This window comes from Mesobacillus maritimus (assembly GCF_023715205.1).
In the GTDB taxonomy this organism is placed as follows: domain Bacteria; phylum Bacillota; class Bacilli; order Bacillales; family Cytobacillaceae; genus Mesobacillus_B; species Mesobacillus_B maritimus_C.
On the sequence record NZ_JAMBNR010000003.1, the window covers coordinates 238,198 to 257,149 of the forward strand.

The window sequence follows — 18,952 nt, forward strand, 5'->3', positions numbered from 1 at the left end:
CTAGATGGAAAATAAATGGATGGTGCCAGGCACCATCCATTTATTTTCCATTTTTCGTCTTAAGTACTTGCATGCGTTCGTTGAAGAGAGTCGGATAGGATAGATATCCGAGCATTACGCTGGTAACTGCGGCATTTGTTAAGATTAGAAATAAGATGAGCAACTGGAATTGGACGGCTTGTACTGGGGAAGCCCCCGCAATGATTTGTCCGCTCATCATCCCAGGCAATTGGACAAGCCCTACTGTTTTCTGACTCTCAATCGTAGGAATCATGCTCGCCTTTATTGCTTGTGTCAGCTGGTTATGAATTGCTTGCTTCGGTGTCCCCCCAAGAGAGAGAATCAGTTCTGTCTCCTCTCCCCTAGCCTCCACCTCTGATGTAAAGCGGTTCAGGAATAGAATCGCTAGGACCATCGAGTTCCCTATCACCATCCCACTGATGGAAATGATGTATTGTGCTGTCGGCGGGGTGATTCCAAACCCTAATAATATGCCTTGTGTGAGAAGCTCGACAAAAATAAGGGTGACAGCTACCTTCCAAGTGATCCCCCGGATAGCTGCTCCTTTTTTACGCACATTCAATGTCGCGGTGACAATCATAAGCGTAACCATTAAAAAAATGAAAAGGTAGTTCTCTGTATCAAAAACAAATTGAAGAACATAACCAATCGCGAGCAACTGAACGATTGAACGAACAGTGGCAATCATTGTGTCTTTTTCTAACCCTAGCTTCAGTGTCTTTGATAAGACAAGTGGAATCAGAACAAAAATTAAGGTGATAGATAAGGATAGGTAAGTCATTCTCCTTCCCCCTTTACAAAGCGCTGAACCCTTTCATTCTCTGGCGTTTTTAGCAGTTCGCTCTCTCCAGTTTCAACCACTTCCCCTTCCATCATGACCCACGTATAATCGCCTACATCAATTGCTTGTTTAAGGTTATGAGTAATCCAAATCATGGTTGTCCCATATTTGCGATTAATTTTTACAATCAACTCTTCAATATCTTGGGTCGACGTCCGGTCTAGTGACGAGGTGATTTCATCAAGTAATAAGATTGGCGGACGATTCACGAGCGTACGCGCAATTGAGACCTTTTGACGTTGCCCTCCAGATAAATCCTGTGTGTTCCGATGTAAAAGTTCTTTTTTAAGTCCAACATCTTCTAATAAATCAGCTGCTTCAGCCTCAGATAAGGTTTTTCCTTGAAGACTCATCGGCAATGAAAGATTTTGAAAAATAGTGCCTCTCACCATTGGAGCACTTTGAAGAGCAATTCCAACTTTTCTCCTTAGCTCAACCGGTTCATATTCGTTAATATTTTTATCTTGGATAAAAATATCCCCTGAATCAGCTGACAATAACCCATTACAAAGCTTTAACAACGTAGATTTACCCGCCCCCGAAGGCCCTACTAAAGTGGTAATTCTCCCTTCAGGGAACGAGCCAGTGACATTTTTTAGAATATGTAAATTCTCCACCGAGTACTGTACTTGGTGAAAGTGAATCGCTGGCTTATAATGTTCATTCAATTTAATAACACATCCTTTTTGCAAAACCCTTTTTTTACAAAATTCTCCGGCTTATAGCTACATTACACTGTGAGAAGCTTGCAAAATCATTTACATGACGACTAAAATTTTTTAACGGATTAACAATCCATTCTTACAAACATCCTTATCTTTAAAAACTAAATAGCACACCTGGTACCCAGTGTGCTGGAGTATGTTCTTTCTTATTCTAATTTCCCCCTCGTTAGGATGCAAACTTAAGCTCAACAGAAAAAGCTTGCAGATTTTTATGTCTGCAAGCTTTTCTTATTTTCTTTAAGCAGCTGTGTTTGCTTCCGGTGCTGTTTTTTTATTGAAAGTTTTACGTAAGAACGGAATCACCCAACGATCTAAGCCATAGCGGCCTGCATTGTAGCCCGCAAACAAGATGATGAATCCAAAGAAAATGTCAGTAGGGTTATGAGATACCGTTCCAGCTAAGAAGAAACTGAAGTTCATGACAAGTCCGAAGAACATCGCGGCAGTTGTTAAGCATCCAAGGATTAGGCCAAGACCTACAAGGAACTCACCAAGTGGAACGATGAAGTTGAATAACTCGATGTTTGGTAACGCAAAACTTTCAAGGAAGTTCACGTACCAGCTGTAAACAGCTGCTCCATCTGGACCTGTAACAGGATTTGCTATCGCATTTTGTAAGTACCCTGAAGCATCGAATCCTCCCGTTAATTTTCCCCAACCTGCCGTCATCCAAGCATATCCAAGCCAAATTCGTAAAACAGCTAAAATTCCTGCTACAATTTTGTTTTCTCTTAAAAATGTGGCGAACATAGACGATCGCTCCCTTTCACTTTTAAAATTTTTATAAGTTATTTAGTACACTTAAAATATAGCAGAAATCCCCTAAGAAGGATTATCATTGTGAATGAATTCACAATTTGTTAAAAACATTATGGCAAACATGTGAATCGGATATAGATGGGAAATCGAAAGACGGGAAAGTCGCCGTCTTTCGTATCTTTTTGGTAAACCGTGGTTGGGGATATTAACCAAAAAATGGATGGTGCCAGGCACCATCCATTTTTTACCTATACCAATTTAGCTGTGGTTACTTTTTTTTTCACTTGCTTTTCTTCTAACGGGTCTTCAGCTTGTGTTGCCCGTTTAATAAAGAAGGCAAGGATTAGAGCCACTGCCGCGATAAATGTTGCGACAAAGAAGGAGTCGTTAATTCCAGCTAGCATGGCCTGCATTTGAATTTGTTGTTCCATTTCTGCCATGGCCGCAGCTGTTGGTTGCGCTGTTGCATTTTTCATTGCTTCTGCAGCCAACTCTGTGGCATGTGTTTCCGTACGCATTGACATTACGGTTACCAATAAGGCCGTACCAATTGCACCAGAAACTTGGTTTAATGTATTGTTCATAGCCGTACCATGAGGGTAAAAACGTCTTGGCAATTGATTTAAACCATTTGTTGAAACGGGCATCATGACCATCGACATTCCAAACATCCGCACCGAATATAAAACCATTAAGTGACCATACGTCGTTTCCAACGTTAATTGACTAAATAGGTAAGTGGTAATCACTGTAATCGATAACCCAATGATGGCAAGAATTCGACCACCAAATTTGTCGAACAATTTCCCCGTTATTGGTGACATCACAGCCATCAATAAAGCACCTGGTAGCATTAATATTCCAGCTTCAAGCGGAGAAATCCCCCTAATGGTCTGAACATAGATTGGCAAGAGCAACATTCCTGAAAACAACGCCATGTTGACAACCATTGTGATCGTAGCTGATAAAGCAAACATTGGGAAGCGAAAGACTCCAAAGTTTAACATTGGTCGTTCCGCCTTATTCTGGCGAGTGATAAAAATAACTAATCCAATGACTCCAATGATAATTGGCAAATAAACATGTGGACTTCCCCACCCTTTATCCCCCGCAGAACTAAACCCGTAAAGCAAACCACCAAAACCAATTGTTGATAGCAACAAGGATGCAAAATCAAGACGGATATCGACTTTTGCTTTCTTATCCTTAAGCAAGAAGAAACCGAGCACAAAAACCGTCACAGCGATTGGAGTTACAAAATGAAAGAGCATACGCCAATCATAATGTTCCACAATCCAACCTGATAACGTCGGCCCAATTGATGGTGCGGCCATCATGATCAAGCCAAAGAATCCCATTGCCGTTCCACGTTTTTCAATCGGGAAACTGACCAACATGACGTTCATCAATAACGGCATCATGATCGCCGTACCAGCTGCCTGAACCATTCGACCGGAGAGAAGGAGCGGAAATACATGTGCTGTTCCCGCAAGTATGGTTCCCAGTGTAAATAATCCCATCGCTGCTAAAAACAGACGCCGAACAGAATACTTTTCAATAAGAAAAGCAGTTGCTGGGATCAAAACCCCACTAACCAACTGGAATCCTGTAGTCATCCACTGAACAGTAGACGCCCCAACATGTAAATCCTCCATAATAGAAGGAAGTGCAATATTTAATAACGTATTATTCAAAAATGCAATAAAAGCTCCGACCATGAGAACCGCTATAATCCCATAAGGCGGTTTCGTCGCATCGATCTTTTGGTCCATTATTTTTCCCCCTTAGACGTTGAGTTCAAATTAATGAACTCCCATTTCACATAAACAATATCTTATACTACAGGTTCAAATTTTGCAATTCTAAAATATCCCTATTTTTAATGCATGTTTGTAACAAAAATAAATTTCAGGTACTATGAAATTAGACTGATAGTCCAAACCAAAACATAGGTGATGAAATGAACGATAGAAAGCAACAGGTCCTTCACAAGGCCCATGAATTGTTTATCAATAAAGGATTTCAGAATACATCCATTCAAGACATATTGGATTATAGTAGAATATCCAAAGGAACGTTTTATAATTATTTTTCATCTAAAAACGAACTTTTAATCGCCATCTTTAAATCCATTTACTTAAAAATGGAAAAAGAACGCAACGAGTTACTAATTGGGCAAAATCCAGCCAATCTGGATATCTTTATTAAACAAGTTGAATTGCAGTTAATAACAAATCGAACAAATAACTTATTGGCTTTATTTGAAGAAGTCATTGTATCCAATGACACTGATCTAAAAGAATTCATTCAAAAAGGGCAGCTTCGTTATATTCATTGGGTTTACCAACGGTTTGTTCAGCTATTCGGCGAAGAGCGTGAGCCTTTTCTATTGGATTGTGCCATCATGTTTTCGGCTATCCTACAACAAAACTTAAAGTTTCGATCTTTAGCCTCTCCATCAAGCAATAGCTTACATGAAGTTGTTCAATACTGTACCAACCGAATTGTAAAAATGGTAGAAGAGGTATCACTAACTGGTGAACAACTGATTCATCCGAAACAATTTGCTGAGTGGCTCCCTGAACAGAAAGGGCAAGATAAACAAGCTGTTGACCAACTACAAACATTCATTTTAAAAATGAAACAAACTTTGTCGAATCAAGAGGAATCAATGAAATACAATGAATTGCTGGACTTCCTCTTAGAAGAACTCCATCATCCAAAAGGTCCGCGGAAATATCTCATCAAAAGTACCGTAGAGACATTAGAAAAAGAACCTGGTCCATTCCAAAGTGAGGAAGTCAACGACCTCAAAAAACTTATTACAGCAATAATCAATTAAAAGAGGTGCCAGGCAACATCCAAAAACTGGATGGTGCCTGGCACCTGTCATTTATTTTCCAAATTCAGTTGGTCGTTGGTTGGTTATCTCGTAAAAATGCAAAATCGCTTGAACGATTCGCTGAGATGCTTTCCCATCTCCATACGGATTTGAGGCTTTTGACATTTTTTCATATTCTTCGGCATCAGTGAGTAATTGTTTCGCCAAACTGTAAATGGTTTCTTCATCGGTACCGGCCAGTTTTAATGTGCCTGCTTCAATTCCCTCTGGTCTCTCAGTTGTATCCCGCAGGACGAGGACCGGTACTCCTAACGACGGCGCCTCTTCTTGAACTCCCCCTGAATCAGTTAGAATGAGATAGGCTCTTGAAGCAAAGTTATGAAAATCAACTACTCCAAGCGGTTCAATTAAATGGATTCGTGGATTTTTTCCAAGAATTTCGTCAGCCACTTCTCGAACAGCTGGGTTTAAGTGTACAGGATAAACGACTTGAACATCTTCGTGTTCACTAACCAAGCGCTTAATGGCTTTAAACATCTGACGCATTGGCTCACCGAGGTTTTCACGTCGATGAGCTGTAAGTAAAATCAATTTACTATCTCCTAATTTTTCAAATATAGGATGATGGTATGTATCATCGACGGTTGTTTTTAGTGCGTCAATCGCTGTATTTCCGGTAACGAAGATGGTATCTGGGTGTTTATTTTCATCTAGTAAGTTTTGTTTGGATTGAACGGTTGGTGAAAAATGAAGATCCGCAATTACACCGGTTAACTGTCGGTTCATTTCTTCTGGAAATGGTGAGTACTTATTCCATGTCCGCAATCCAGCTTCTACATGACCTACAGAAATTTGGTTGTAATAAGCAGCAAGACTTGCGACAAAGGTCGTTGAAGTGTCTCCATGAACAAGCACTAAATCAGGTTTCACTTCTTTCATGATTTTATCCAAGCCTTCTAATGCCCGTGTTGTTACATCGACTAACGTCTGACGACTTTTCATGATATTTAAATCATGATCTGGAGTTACTTTGAACACTTTTAAAACTTGATCAAGCATTTCCCGGTGCTGAGCTGTGACAGTCACGACTGATTCAATTTGTGCAGAATGTTTTTCTAATTCTAAAACTAACGGAGCCATTTTAATTGCCTCGGGTCTTGTGCCAAAGATGGTCATGACTTTAATTTTCCCCATGCTAACGCCTCGTTTCTTTCGATTTCCTATTCCTTCGACCATTTTATCATGAGAGCACTGTTTCTCCATAATTTTCCGTGTATAACCACTTGTTTAAGTCTCTTACTTTTAAAAAACTCATCTGCATGAAACGAACTTAGTCGCAAATACTACCACAGGGGCAAATCCCAAATCCTAACTATAATAACGGAGGTTATATTAATGAACCTTGCAGCACATGAACTTTTAGAATCCGCTGAAGCTCTTAGAACCAAGGCAGCAGAAATTGAACAGCATTCTTTATTCGCAACCATGTGTAAGGACCCTCAGCTCAAAACCATCCTAACAAAGCATCAACAAACTATGATGGCCGCTTATCAACAAGGGATATCTTTTCTACAAGGTAAAGGAGTTCAGGTGACGCACCAAGCACCTACATTCCATGATCATCAAGCCAATTTCAACCTGAGTGAACAAGCACCAATGGCACCCACTCAATCTAGAAATAGCCTTTCAGATCAAACAATTGCGACTTTAGCGCTAAACGCTCACAAAACAGGTAGTATGATGGCAATGCAGTGGGCGAATGAGTGTGCGGACCATAATCTAAGAATGTATCATGTAAATGGTGCTAATCTTTGTCAAGAAATGGCCTATGAAATTTGGGGCTGGATGAACTATAACGGATATTATCAGCCGCCAACCTTTACTTCTCAACAAATGACTCAAATGAGCGGAATGTTCCAACCAATGAACCAAACTGGGAACATGGGAATGGTCGGTAAACCAATGCCATCGATGGGACAAATGCAACATACCATGAACCAATCCCCACCTCCAGTGCAGCAAATGAATCCATACCAAGGAAATCACAATCTTCAATAAAAACCTTAAACCTAGTCCGCCAACCAGCGACTAGGTTTTTTCCAAATTCCTGGATGGTGCCTGGCACCTGGAAATTAATTTACTGAAAAATTACTGGGTGGTGCCTGGCACCTTACTTTTTTTGGATGGTGTGGTGGGAGAGCTTTATGGGCAATTTATGAGTGAACCTTCCTGTTTATAGGATGGGGGATTTTGGATTATTGGAGGGAACGGAAATGAAGCACGTTTGGGCATTATTGATTAAATTCACTGCGATTGGAACGATGCTGTTTCCTTTTTTAAGTATTTTCAATAACGCCTCCTTGATGACGATCTTGTTTATCACGGTGGTTACCACTGTTGTTTCCTATTTTTTAGGTGATTTGTACCTACTCCCAAAGCTCGGGAACTTCAAATCCACTCTAGCGGACTTTGGTTTAAGTTTCTTACTGATTTGGATTATCAGTGCCGTTTTCATAAATTCAACATCAGACATGCTCCTTACCACCCTCTTCTCTGCTTTACTAGTAGCCGGTGTGGAACCGCTGTTTCATCTTTATATGAAGACTCACATTTTTTCTGATTCTGCGGAAAGTGTGATTCCAGGGGTTTATAAGGGAGACCTAATGATGACAGAGTACTCAGAGGAACTTGATGATCAAAACTTCAAAAAAGAAGCAAAGAATCCTGATAACCAGGGAGAATCGAATCAGTCGAAATAAGGAGGTCGTTCAAGTATGCCGCGTGGAAAGGAACTCGAACAGTTGCCAATGGCCAATACGCTACCTGGAATGGGAGAAGATCGAAGTAAGTACAATCGGACAGTACTTGGAAGCATCGTATCAGGAGAGCAACCTCAACCTGCTAAAGTAAAGAATGAAAAGAATCAACAGAAATAAATGCTGAAAGCACCCTAATCTTTGGGTGCTTTTCTCTGCGATATCCTTGTCCCAAAGTAGTTAAGGTTCTTCAAATAATTTGTAACACAGCGTTAATCTATTTTTAGAATAAGAACTGACATCCTTATTGGCCACTAATATTACGAAAACTTCCTAATCTAAAAATAGAGTTCTTTCTCTCCCTACGTTAAAATAGTAGGAAATGTGGAATAAGGACAGGTGGCAAAAATGCAGAATACCGCTTTAGTGGTGGGAGCAACTGGCTTGGTTGGAAATGAACTAGTAACTCTCTTACTTACTGAATCAAAGTATGAAAAAGTAAAAGTACTCACTCGAAGGACACTCCCTCTTACCCATCCGAAACTTGAGCAATTTGTTGTAGATTTTGATCAATTAGCTAGTTATCAAGATGAAATGCAGGTTGAAGATGTTTATTGTTGTTTAGGGACAACCATCAAGAAAGCTGGAACCCAGGAGGCTTTCAAAAAAGTGGATTTTACATATCCTGTTGAACTCGCGAAGCTAACTCGAGAAAAAGGAGCACAAAAGTTCTTTATCATAACGGCCATGGGGGCGACAAAAGATACTAAGGTATTTTATAGTCGTGTCAAAGGAGAAGTCGAGGAAGATGTGAAAAAGCTTGGATTCCACTCCCTTCATATTTTCCGGCCATCGCTCTTACTCGGAGAGCGCAAAGAGTTTCGCTTTGGTGAAAAAATAGGCGTCCTTTTAAGCCCGTTATTCTCATTCTTGCTTGTAGGTTCTTTAAAAAAATTCAAACCGATTCATGCGAGAGACGTGGCAAAAGCAATGTATCAGGCAAGTTTAACCGCTCAACATGGTCAATTTATTCACGAAAACGATGAAATACATCAAATGAGTCAAAAATTATAAGCTCCTCACCTATTGGAAATAAATATCCAGGTACCAGGCACTTGGAAGTATACTGGAAACTTCCGAACAAAAAAGGAACCCATCAAGGTTCCTTTTTTGTTGCTATTTATTTAAAATCAGTGCTCATGGTCATGGTCTTCATCAATGGGAAAAACTTCTCCTGAATATTGCATTTCTCCCATTATATTGAAGAATGCCGCGCCTTGTAGACTGCCATCTTGATCTACAAATACTACTTGGTACACTAATACTGCGGCAGGGTATCCTTCAACCTCTCCGAAATCGCGCACCTCAATCGCGCCGGCACCTGCCCATGTATATCCTTCTTCCTTCATTAACTGCTTCTTAGCTGCCTTAAATTCATCACTCTTTAATAAATCTGCTACGAGTTTATTTCTTTCGGCACCGGTAATGACTGTACCAGGGCATTGACAATCATTTTCTTCTGCCAGTACCGCATTCCCAGGCACTACAAACATCATCAATAAAACAAGACATCCACAAACAATTGAAACCAAACGCTTCATTTTCCTCCGCCTCCTCATGACTGATAACCTCTAATCTATTCGAATAGGTGACGACATTTTCCTGCAAAATTTTTAAAAGTCTATTTATTTGTCAAAAAAATTTTTTAGTGAGGGTAAAACTTGGGGAGAAACAATGGGGACCAAAAAAGGGGGACTACCTTTTCTCTTTTCGTTCCTTGAAAAAAGAGTAATAAAAAATGGAGATAAACGCGTAGGTTATTCCGATTAAATAGATTGTATTAAGAATACTGTCCATGCCATTTCCCTCCAAAATCGTTTTGACTTTTCAATGCCGAAGATGACCGAGCAGCTTTTATTCTCCTTTATCTTAACTGGCAAATACTAAGCCAAGATAAAGTGATTATAATATTTTTGTAAAATTCCTATTTGTATTAAATTTATTCAAGTATTATACCCATGATTTTTGATTAACAATTTTCAGATCCGGGCCTGCTATTTTCAAAAAACCCTTCCTATTTTCACTTTCGGCAGTTCTATTTTCACATCGAATTTCTATTATCATATTTCTTTTTTCTATTTTCAGATTTGGCCCTGCTATTTTCAAAAAACCTCTTCCTATTTTCACTCTCGACGGTTCTATTTTCACGCCACTCCTCTATTATCAAATTTCTTATTTCTATTTTCAGATCTGGCCCTGCTATTTTCAAAAAACCCCTTCCTATTTTCACTTTCGGCAGTTCTATTTTCACATCGAATTTCTATTATCATATTTCTTTTTTCTATTTTCAGATCCTGACCTGCTATTTTCAAAAAACCCCTTCCTATTTCACTTTCGACAGTTCTATTTTCACATCGAATTTCTATTATCATATTTCTTTTTTCTATTTTCAGATTTGGCCCTGCTATTTTCAAAAAACCTCTTCCTATTTTCACTTTCGACAGTTCTATTTTCATATCGAACCTCTATTATCATATTTCTTTTTTCTATTTTCAGTTCCGGCCCTGCTATTTTCAAAAAACCCCTTCCTATTTTCACTTTCGACAGTTCTATTTTCATATCGAATTTCTATTATCATATTTCTTTTTTCTATTTTCAGATCTGGCCCTGCTATTTTCAAAAAACCCCTTCCTATTTTCACTTTCGACAGTTCTATTTTCACATCGAACCTCTATTATCAAATACCCTTTTTCTATTTTCAGATCCGGCTCTGCTATTTTCAGAAAACCCCTTACTATTTTCACTTTCGACAGTTCTATTTTCTCGCCGAACCTCTATTATCGAATTTCTTTTTTCTATTTTCAGATCCGGCTCTGCTATTTTCAGAAAACCCCTTACTATTTTCACTTTCTACCATTCTATTTTCACGCGGCCCCTCTCCTTCTATTATCAGAATCACCAAATCCCACCAAAAAAGAAACGTCGGCCCTACCAAGGTCATCTTCAACCTCTAGCCGACGTGTCTCTCTCCTCCCCATATTGGTGGGACGTTTCCATCATTCTCGTAAAAATCACATGCCAATCTCTTTCTCTAGCAATGTTTTGACGCTCGACAATCCGCTTTGGTTCGTTCTCTTTTTCAAATTGGTCACATGCTTCCACAAACTCAACCGCCTGATTTCCTTCTAGATGGGTATAGATGCCTTCCGCTATACAGTTCTTAGTCGAAGGCAGATTACTTCCTACAACTGGCTTTCCCGCAGCAAGAAACTCAAATAATTTCAATGGGAATACTGCTTCATTATAGGGGGAATCTTTATAAGGCATGATGCCAATGTCGATCGTATTCATATATTTGGGAACTTCCGCCGAGGGTACGCTGCCAATCCAAAGAACATTTTTATTGGATAATAGCTCTTGAAATTCACTGCTTTGTCCCGTACCATCTGGCCCTACAAATAAAAGCAACCAATCTGGGCGGAGGCGCGCTACTTCTGAAACCAACTCGAAGTCTAGTTTGGGTTTAATCCCGCCGATAAATCCTACTATCTTGCCGGTAAAATCAACCGGGCGAATGCCTACTGCCGTTTCTGTTTCTTCAGCAAAACTCAGGTACTCCACCCCATTTTCAAACACATACACATGCTCTGCATTGCCACGCATTTCAACCACTTTATCCCGCAAATAAGTAGACGTACAAAAGACAACATCTGCATTCTCTATAATCCGCTTTTCCGCGTTTGCAATTAAGGTTTGACGAATGGAAGATAATACTGTTTTCTTCCCATCAATCGGGGAGGACCATAAATCACTGCAATCGTAAATAACTTGATCCCACGGGAAAAGGTCAGCGAGTAACGGAAAACCAGGAAAGGTAAACCATAACTGAATTCGATGCTCCAGCTGTTCTTTTTTTAAATAAAACAGCAATGAACGAAGTTTGCTTTGATAAAACAAATCCATATACCGACCGAACCGGAAGAGTTTATGCGGCATAATATCCGTGATTGGAAACTGTCGGATCCCGTTTGGCAAACTCGAATACGCATCTTCGGTTATATGCGGAGTCGGGCATAACCAGATGACTTCTGCCGTTTCAGGTTGATTTTTCAAAAACTCCGCCAAGCGGTGGCGCCGATACCTGAGACCATCCATTCCCCATTCACTTGCGGCCACCATCACATGCACCGTTTTCTTAATTGGGTTTGGAGCTATCCGCTCCTCCCGATTGATTTCTTCATTCTTCCTATAAGCAGCGTTCATCTCCCATACCCCCTTTATTGATTGTGTTCAAAGCCGTTTGGCAACTGCATGAACGGCATAGTGTGAAAAACACCAAAACGCCTTAACCAAATTTAATTTTTCAACCTTCCGATAAACAAACCAGTTCATTTTAAGTGCTTTCCATTTATTTTTCGAAATGGAAGGATTTCCAGTTCTATATTCTGCTAGCTCCTCGTTTAATCCGTACGCGGTAAACCCTTTTTTCAACAGCAACAGCCAAGTGGCTAGATCTTGGCGGGTACGAATATTGGGCATCTGGAAAGAACCGGTCTGTTGTCGGTCAACCATGACCGTCAAACAACCAATGATCGTATTTTTTAACAAGTCGTGATACTGTATTTTTGCTGGGGCAGCCACAATTTTGTTTAACCTCTTTCCTTCATGGCTCATCAACTCGTAAGCGGTAAACGTAAAAGCATAGCCGTTTTCTTGCATAAACTGAAGCTGTTTTTCCAATTTTTCAGGTTTCCAACAATCATCGCTATCCAAGAATGCGACGAACCTTCCTGTCGCAAAGTCGAGCGCATGGTTCCTTGCGACCGCAGCCCCACTGTTTTCCTCGAGCTCGAGTAAATGAATTCGCCCGTCTTTGGCTGCATGACTTTTTACTCTTTCACGGGTATCATCTGTTGAACAGTCGTCGACAATAACCATCTCCCAATTTTGAAACGTTTGACTCATCACAGATTCAATGGTTCGGTCGATGTAGGGCCCTGCATTAAAACACGGAGTTATGATGGAAACTAGGGGCTGCTGTTGATCCATAATGCTATCTCCTCCATTTTTATTAGGCTCTTTTCTCAAACTTTGTTGCTTCTGATAGATATAAATAGAAAAGTATAAGCTGTGTTTTCACTGATTAGCATCTTTACATCAGGAGAAAAGAGCCAGTAGCCTTAGTACGAACGCACAAAATGGCTTATCCACGTTAAAATCGGCTTTAGGATTTTAACAACAAACTTTACGAAAATAGCCTTTTAGTATGAACGTTTGTGATTGCTTACGAGCTTAGGCAAGATCAGCCATAAAAACGAAAGACTCACTCCAATCAGTCCGCCTACAATCGCTCGCTCCTTTGAACCAAGTGTCTTCTGTTCGATTGCCACTTCGTCGACGTTCGCAGCTTCTAAAAGCACTGCTGGCTCCATACTGAATTGCAATGTTTTTAATTCATTTAGTAAACGTACTTGCTCTACTTTTGCCTCCGGGCTTACTTCCTCATCTTCCAATGCAGTAATCGAATCCTGAACGATGCGCTCTTTTTTATCAAATTTCTCCTGGTCCATTTGAAGAAAAGCAGAGGCGACATCATTCACCACTTGAGAAGCTTCCTCACTTGAACTACTTGAATAGGCGAGTCTTACCGTCGTTTCATTGATAGCGGTAACCGTTAATTCTGGAGGTACCATATTTTCAACTAATACGGACGGCAAATGTTCCTCATAAAAAGGAGCATGGGATAGCATCTTCACTACATGATTTGCATGATTAAGCTTTTGATGTTGATAATTCCCGAGAGAAATCGTTGCTTCTGCGGTAACAATCGAAGGTTCTTTTCCAACTGGTAAAACCCAACCGATTCCAGCTAAAAGAACGGGAAGGATTAGCAGAAGCAGCCAGTGCTTGCTCCGTTTCTCCGGCTTCCTTTGTGTCATGACTTCCATACAACTAAGTTCTCCTTCATCTGTTAATAGGGTTTTTCTTGAATTCCCTGCATCTCTTCTCTTTTAAAAACAGATACGGCAGAGAGAACGAACCCTAGGTATACCCAGTGAAAATAAAGATTGCTCACTGAACTTGGACTGATACTCGCTACTAAGAAAGCAATCAATGTGATCATTAGTCCTTCTAAAAGTGCTTTATGCTGCGTACGATTGCGATATATTCGATATAAAGAGCTGAAAAGATAGCCATACATGGTGACATATCCTAACAGCACGAGAATCCCGAAGTTCCCGGCGATTTCTGCAAGCCAATTGTGAACTTCAAGAATCGCGTGTGTTTCATAAACTGGTTGATATTCTAAATAGACTGGGAGATTCCCAGCGCCAACTCCAAATCCATAGGTATTAACCACATAATGAAACGTATTTTTTAACAAGTTGAGTCGGACGGCATTTGATGAAGCATCAATAGGCTCATTTCCGATTATGCTCGGTACAATAAGTACCGCTGCCCCAATCACCGCGATTGTCCCAGTCGCTAGCATAATTTTTTTTATGATTGGTGGTACTAACAAAAACAGATAAGATAAGAGGCCAACAACGACTGCCAACACCCCTGCTCGTGACTCCGTCAGACTAATAATGTAGAAAGTTAACCCGCTTAACACAAGACAAATTGTTTTTAGCCACATTTGTTTGCCGTTTCTCGCGACGGCAAGGTAAAAGAAGAATGAGATCGTTAAAAACGTGGCAAAATCATTTTGATTAAAAAAAACCGCTGTTGGATACCCAAGTTTATGATCAGATGCTCCGTATAAGCTAGAAGTAGGCAGCTGAAATTGCAGATAATGGTTAATCAGTCCAATTCCTAGTAAAAGAAGTGTCATCCCCATCCAAATCGCGTAAAAGAAATACAACCGTGGCATAGTTGTAAACGTAAAGACTGCCAAAAAAACGAATACAACGCCTAGCCCTAGTAAAAAGAGGTATTTGATTGCATCCACAAACGAATAGGCCCAAACAAGTGAAGCGAATCCGTAACTTAGCCAGAGTAATAGAAAAATCAACGGTCCTTTTACATGCACATGTTCCCAGTAGTCTGCGAGATTTCGATTTGCGACTAAGTGGACAAGGAATACAGTCGCTGCCAAAATCAACATGATTCTGTATAAAAACAAGCTAAAGAAGCCAATATCCAACTGTATAACAGATTGATTTAGAAACGTAGTTACCACTAACACATACACCATTACGTGAAAGCGGCGATCACTATTTTGTAAAAGTGTTATGAACCCCATAACCATCTAACCCCATCGTTGTCATAAAATTTCTATTGATTTGAGACCATATCAAACGTATGGTTCTTCACTTTCGCCGCATGATGAAACGTTTCTTGCAAGCCTTCATGGAGGTCATAAACCGGTTCCCAATTGATTTCTGTTTTTGCTTCATCATTGTTTAATAAACTATCGCGTATATCTCCTAACCGCTCTGGTCGATAAATCACTTGTACATGCGAGTGCGCAACTTTTCTCATCGCTTCAAAAAGTTGATTGATGGTAATGGAGGTACCAGAAGAAATATTGACACAAAGATTCTGCTCCGCAAGCATTGCTTTTACATTGGCTTTCGCGACGTCTTTTACATAAACAAAATCACGTGTCTGCTCCCCATCTCCGAAAATGACTGGCGCTACCTGATTGATGAGCTTGTCGGTGAAAATCGCCACCACTCCGCCTTCGCCGTTTGCATCTTGCCTTGGTCCATACACATTGCTATAACGTAAAATACTGTACGGCAGTTGGTTCAGTTGACTGTTAAGCTTCAAGTAGTTCTCAACCGTTAACTTTGTTAGCCCATACGGAGAGGTTGGTCGAGTCGGATGATGAATCGAGATCGGCAAGCTCAATGGATTTCCATAAACAGCAGCAGATGACGCGAACACCAACTTTTTCACTCTTGCTTTTACAGCGGCTTCGATAACATGAAGCGATCCTTTGATATTGATGTGTTCATCATGTACAGGGTTCTTTACCGATTCGGCCACACTTACTTGAGCTGCTTGGTGAATAATATAATCCGGGCATAAAGAAGTAATCATCTCTACCACATTTGGATCCGTGATATCCCATTGATGTACTTCAATATGGCGATGTCGAACATTTTCTACCTTTCCAGTTGAAAGATTATCAAGCACGACCACATGGAAGTTTTGTTTGACTAGTTCATCAACAATATGGGAACCAATAAATCCTGCTCCTCCGGTAACGAGCACTCGTTTCATTCGAAATCCTCCTCTTGTATCTAAAAATACAGCTGTTGTTTCACTGAAAAATCTTTGCTTCGTACTTACATCGCTCGCGGCGAAAAGCTTGGTTGATTCACCATAGGGCGTCCCACAGAAAGATACGTAAACCCTGCTTGCTTCATTGTTTCTAAATCAAAAAGATTACGGCCGTCGACTACTATTGGGTGCTTCATCAGCTCTTTCATTTTTCCGAAATCTAGTTTTTTCACTTGCTGCCAATCAGTGAGAATAAGGCAAGCATCCGCATTTTCAATCGTTTGATAGAGGTCTGTAGAATAAGTGCATTTATACCCAAGTTTTTTCTTCGCTTCTTGTATTGCTATTGGGTCATAAGCGCGAACATTGGCCCCTAGATTGACAAGATGTGGAATGATATCTAAAGCCGGAGCTGAGCGAACATCATCGGTGTCTGGTTTAAACGCCAACCCGAGTATGCTGATGGTTTTACCATCCAAATCCCCGAGTACTGAAGTTAATTTTCCGACCATTTGTAAGCGTTGCTGTTCATTTGTCTCCATAACGGCCTCAATCAACTTAAAGTCATAGCCGACTTCTTTCGAAATGTGAAGCAGTGCAGCTGTATCTTTTGGAAAACAAGAGCCACCAAAGCCAACTCCCGCTTGTAAAAAGCGCGGTCCAATCCGACTATCGAGTCCAATTCCTTCTGATACTTTTGTGACATCGGCTCCGACTCGCTCACAAATATTGGCGATATCATTAATAAACGAGATTTTTGTTGCCAAAAAGGCATTAGCGGCATACTTGATCATTTCCGCTGTCTCGACGGACGTTTTGACCATTTTCGTTGTAAACGGTTTGTACAGCTCGGCGATGACTTGATAAGCTGTTTCGCTTGTTGCCCCAATGACCGCCCGCTCCATATTCATGCAATCTTTGATTGCGACTCCTTCTCGTAAAAACTCTGGATTGGACACAAGATCAAACTTGGTTGCTGTCTGCTCTTTGATAATCGAACTGATGATTTTACCGGTTCCAACTGGGACCGTACTTTTCGTGACAATGATTTTATAACTGTTTAAATTCTCGCCAATTGTTTTGGCCACTTGTTTGATATACATTAAATCCGCTTCACCCGTGACCGTCATCGGAGTGCCGACCGCAATATAAATGATTTCTGCTTGTTGAATAGCGTTAGGAATATCTGTTGAAAATTGAAGAGTTTCTCGTTTTTGATTTTTAGCAACAAGCTCTTCTAAACCTGGTTCATAAATCGGCATAACTCCGTTAAGAAGGTTGGTAATTTTCTGGCTATCAATATCACAGCAAATCACTCGATTTCCTGTCTCCGCAAAACATGTGCCAGTTACAAGTCCAACATATCCGGTTCCAATTACGGCGATTTTCCTCATGTTCTCCACTCCTTTTTCAATTGGTGCTCTCTCGTTACATTTTGCTATTATTTAGTGCTTCTAGTATTTATCGTTCTGTTTAGTCCGTGCTTCTTCGTTTACGACTCGCTATCCTAATACACTCTTTTTCTCTTGAATGAACTGATAATATCGCAGCAACTCGCGCGCGTTTTGGTCGACATGATAGTTTTGCTGTATTCGCTGATAGAGTTCTTGTCTTACGTTTTCGGGATAAGTGTTTTCATATAAAACCTCATGTACTCTTTTGGCGAGCTGTGAAACGGATTTCGGCTCAATCAGCAAGTTTTGATGATTGCCGAATAAATCTGGGACACTGCCGACATTTGTACAAATTACGGGAAGTTTCAATGCTAGTGCTTCGATAACTACCGTCGGCATCCCCTCGGTATAAGATGGAAGTACAAAAGCATCGCTCGCTCCCAAGTAATCTTTGACTCTCGCATTTTCAATTGCCCCAGGTAAAAATAACCGGACATTCAGCTCAGGATGCTGCTTTAGTTTTTCCTTTGCTGGACCATCGCCGACGAATACGACACCGACCTCTTCTGGTAAGTGCTGAAGAGCTTCCGCTAATTCAAACACGCCTTTTGCTTCTGTTAACCTGCCAACAAACGTGAGCAGTTTTTTCTCTTGAGGAAGCTCCAGAAGTTTTCGCAGCAATCTTTTAGACTGTTCTGGTGGTCGAAATTTGGACAAGTCCACTCCAATTGGAAGAACGGTGGGCACTCTTCCGGTCATGGTATTTGTTTGGCTGGCTAGCGATTTTCCTACCGCAAACACTTGATCAGCTGCCTGTACGGATTGGAGAAAAGAACGCTTCGCCATTGGACTGTAGTGTGGATACACATTTACATCGCTTCCATGCAGTGTTAATACCCACGGCAAATTTTTTTCTTTTGCTACCCTTTTCGCCGCTCCTCCTGAGGGCATTGCAAAATGGGCATGAAGCAAATCAGTCTGTATGTTTTCCTTCTCCATTGTCTCGAGGACAACGGCAGCAATGCGTTTATCTGGTTGGAACCACCTTAGTTGTCCAGGCAGTGCCGTGTAACGTGGTCGATGGACAACGACTCCTTTTCGGTTGTAGCGTAGGGGCAGATCCTCTTGGAGTTGGTATTGTTTTTTTAACGTTCGAAACAAAGCTGGATTACGCGGTACTGGGCAAATCACGGTCACTTCTACTCCCAAACGTTTTAAGGCGTGAACTTGCGTCTCGTGAAACACGCCGTTACTCGGCTGAAGCTCACTTGGATAAGCACTCGTGATCCAGACCACTCGCAACTTGTCATCTTTGATTGTCGTATTTTCCATGTTCCGAACCTGAGCGTGCATAGCATCGTTGCCCCTTTGCTGTTTAGTTA

At 40.7% G+C, this 18,952-nt stretch carries 20 protein-coding genes; 5 read left to right on the top strand and 15 right to left on the bottom strand.

What is annotated here, in order from left to right:
• Positions 1-40: 40 nt before the first annotated feature.
• From M3182_RS05710 to M3182_RS05725, 4 genes are all read right to left on the bottom strand, one after another.
• Complete coding sequence (locus M3182_RS05710) at positions 41-802, bottom strand: ABC transporter permease (protein WP_251426336.1); 762 nt, start codon at positions 800-802, stop codon at positions 41-43.
• Entirely contained in the window at positions 799-1,530 is a 732-nt protein-coding gene (locus M3182_RS05715) for an ABC transporter ATP-binding protein (RefSeq protein ID WP_251557354.1), read from the bottom strand. Before M3182_RS05715 ends, M3182_RS05710 begins: the two co-directional genes overlap by 4 nt.
• A gap of 294 nt (positions 1,531-1,824) precedes the next feature.
• The gene (locus tag M3182_RS05720; RefSeq protein WP_251426338.1) at positions 1,825-2,337 is read right to left on the bottom strand and encodes a DoxX family protein; all 513 of its coding nucleotides are present in this window, start codon (positions 2,335-2,337) and stop codon (positions 1,825-1,827) included.
• 257 nt (positions 2,338-2,594) lie between these two features.
• Complete coding sequence (locus M3182_RS05725; protein ID WP_251426339.1) at positions 2,595-4,118, bottom strand: DHA2 family efflux MFS transporter permease subunit; 1,524 nt, start codon at positions 4,116-4,118, stop codon at positions 2,595-2,597.
• Positions 4,119-4,306: 188 nt separating this feature from the next.
• Between M3182_RS05725 and M3182_RS05730 the strand changes: the two genes are divergently transcribed.
• Positions 4,307-5,188, top strand: coding sequence for a TetR/AcrR family transcriptional regulator (locus M3182_RS05730; RefSeq protein ID WP_251557355.1), 882 nt, complete (start codon positions 4,307-4,309; stop codon positions 5,186-5,188).
• Positions 5,189-5,239: 51 nt separating this feature from the next.
• On the opposite strand, the gene wecB is transcribed toward M3182_RS05730, so the two are convergent.
• The gene (gene wecB / locus M3182_RS05735) at positions 5,240-6,382 is read right to left on the bottom strand and encodes a non-hydrolyzing UDP-N-acetylglucosamine 2-epimerase (protein ID WP_251557356.1); all 1,143 of its coding nucleotides are present in this window, start codon (positions 6,380-6,382) and stop codon (positions 5,240-5,242) included.
• A 201-nt stretch (positions 6,383-6,583) separates the two neighbouring features.
• On the opposite strand from wecB, the gene M3182_RS05740 reads away from it, so the two are divergent.
• The 4 genes from M3182_RS05740 to M3182_RS05755 all read left to right on the top strand — a co-directional run bounded on the left by M3182_RS05740 (position 6,584) and on the right by M3182_RS05755 (position 9,018).
• Entirely contained in the window at positions 6,584-7,246 is a 663-nt protein-coding gene (locus M3182_RS05740) for a spore coat protein (protein WP_251557357.1), read from the top strand.
• A 215-nt stretch (positions 7,247-7,461) separates the two neighbouring features.
• Complete coding sequence (locus M3182_RS05745; protein WP_251557358.1) at positions 7,462-7,947, top strand: YndM family protein; 486 nt, start codon at positions 7,462-7,464, stop codon at positions 7,945-7,947.
• 15 nt (positions 7,948-7,962) lie between these two features.
• Positions 7,963-8,124 (top strand): hypothetical protein, encoded by a 162-nt coding sequence (locus tag M3182_RS05750; protein WP_251557359.1) that lies wholly within the window; start codon positions 7,963-7,965, stop codon positions 8,122-8,124.
• Positions 8,125-8,352: 228 nt separating this feature from the next.
• Positions 8,353-9,018 carry an oxidoreductase gene (locus M3182_RS05755; RefSeq protein ID WP_251557360.1) on the top strand — a complete coding sequence of 222 codons (666 nt, stop codon included), beginning with the start codon at positions 8,353-8,355 and terminating at the stop codon, positions 9,016-9,018.
• Positions 9,019-9,134: 116 nt separating this feature from the next.
• Here the strand turns inward: M3182_RS05755 and M3182_RS05760 are convergent, their stop codons facing one another.
• The 10 genes from M3182_RS05760 to tuaC form a co-directional block, all read right to left on the bottom strand.
• Entirely contained in the window at positions 9,135-9,545 is a 411-nt protein-coding gene (locus tag M3182_RS05760; RefSeq protein WP_251557361.1) for a hypothetical protein, read from the bottom strand.
• 603 nt (positions 9,546-10,148) lie between these two features.
• On the bottom strand, positions 10,149-10,460 hold the full coding sequence (locus M3182_RS05765; protein WP_251557362.1) for a hypothetical protein: 312 nt from the start codon (positions 10,458-10,460) through the stop codon (positions 10,149-10,151).
• Positions 10,457-10,666, bottom strand: coding sequence for a hypothetical protein (locus M3182_RS05770; protein WP_251557363.1), 210 nt, complete (start codon positions 10,664-10,666; stop codon positions 10,457-10,459). Before M3182_RS05770 ends, M3182_RS05765 begins: the two co-directional genes overlap by 4 nt.
• Before the next feature lie 281 nt (positions 10,667-10,947).
• On the bottom strand, positions 10,948-12,123 hold the full coding sequence (gene tuaH / locus M3182_RS05775) for a teichuronic acid biosynthesis protein TuaH (protein ID WP_251426563.1): 1,176 nt from the start codon (positions 12,121-12,123) through the stop codon (positions 10,948-10,950).
• A 111-nt stretch (positions 12,124-12,234) separates the two neighbouring features.
• The gene (tuaG, locus tag M3182_RS05780) at positions 12,235-12,993 is read right to left on the bottom strand and encodes a teichuronic acid biosynthesis protein TuaG (RefSeq protein ID WP_251426347.1); all 759 of its coding nucleotides are present in this window, start codon (positions 12,991-12,993) and stop codon (positions 12,235-12,237) included.
• 212 nt (positions 12,994-13,205) lie between these two features.
• Entirely contained in the window at positions 13,206-13,892 is a 687-nt protein-coding gene (locus tag M3182_RS05785) for a hypothetical protein (RefSeq protein WP_251557364.1), read from the bottom strand.
• Positions 13,893-13,915: 23 nt separating this feature from the next.
• A complete protein-coding gene (gene tuaE / locus M3182_RS05790) occupies positions 13,916-15,190 on the bottom strand; it encodes a teichuronic acid biosynthesis protein TuaE (protein WP_251557365.1) in 1,275 nt (424 codons plus the stop codon).
• A 32-nt stretch (positions 15,191-15,222) separates the two neighbouring features.
• Positions 15,223-16,176 (bottom strand): NAD-dependent epimerase/dehydratase family protein, encoded by a 954-nt coding sequence (locus M3182_RS05795; RefSeq protein WP_251557366.1) that lies wholly within the window; start codon positions 16,174-16,176, stop codon positions 15,223-15,225.
• A gap of 65 nt (positions 16,177-16,241) precedes the next feature.
• The gene (tuaD, locus tag M3182_RS05800) at positions 16,242-17,570 is read right to left on the bottom strand and encodes a UDP-glucose 6-dehydrogenase TuaD (RefSeq protein ID WP_251557367.1); all 1,329 of its coding nucleotides are present in this window, start codon (positions 17,568-17,570) and stop codon (positions 16,242-16,244) included.
• 108 nt (positions 17,571-17,678) lie between these two features.
• Positions 17,679-18,872, bottom strand: coding sequence for a teichuronic acid biosynthesis protein TuaC (tuaC, locus tag M3182_RS05805; protein WP_349775426.1), 1,194 nt, complete (start codon positions 18,870-18,872; stop codon positions 17,679-17,681).
• Positions 18,873-18,952 lie beyond the last annotated feature (80 nt).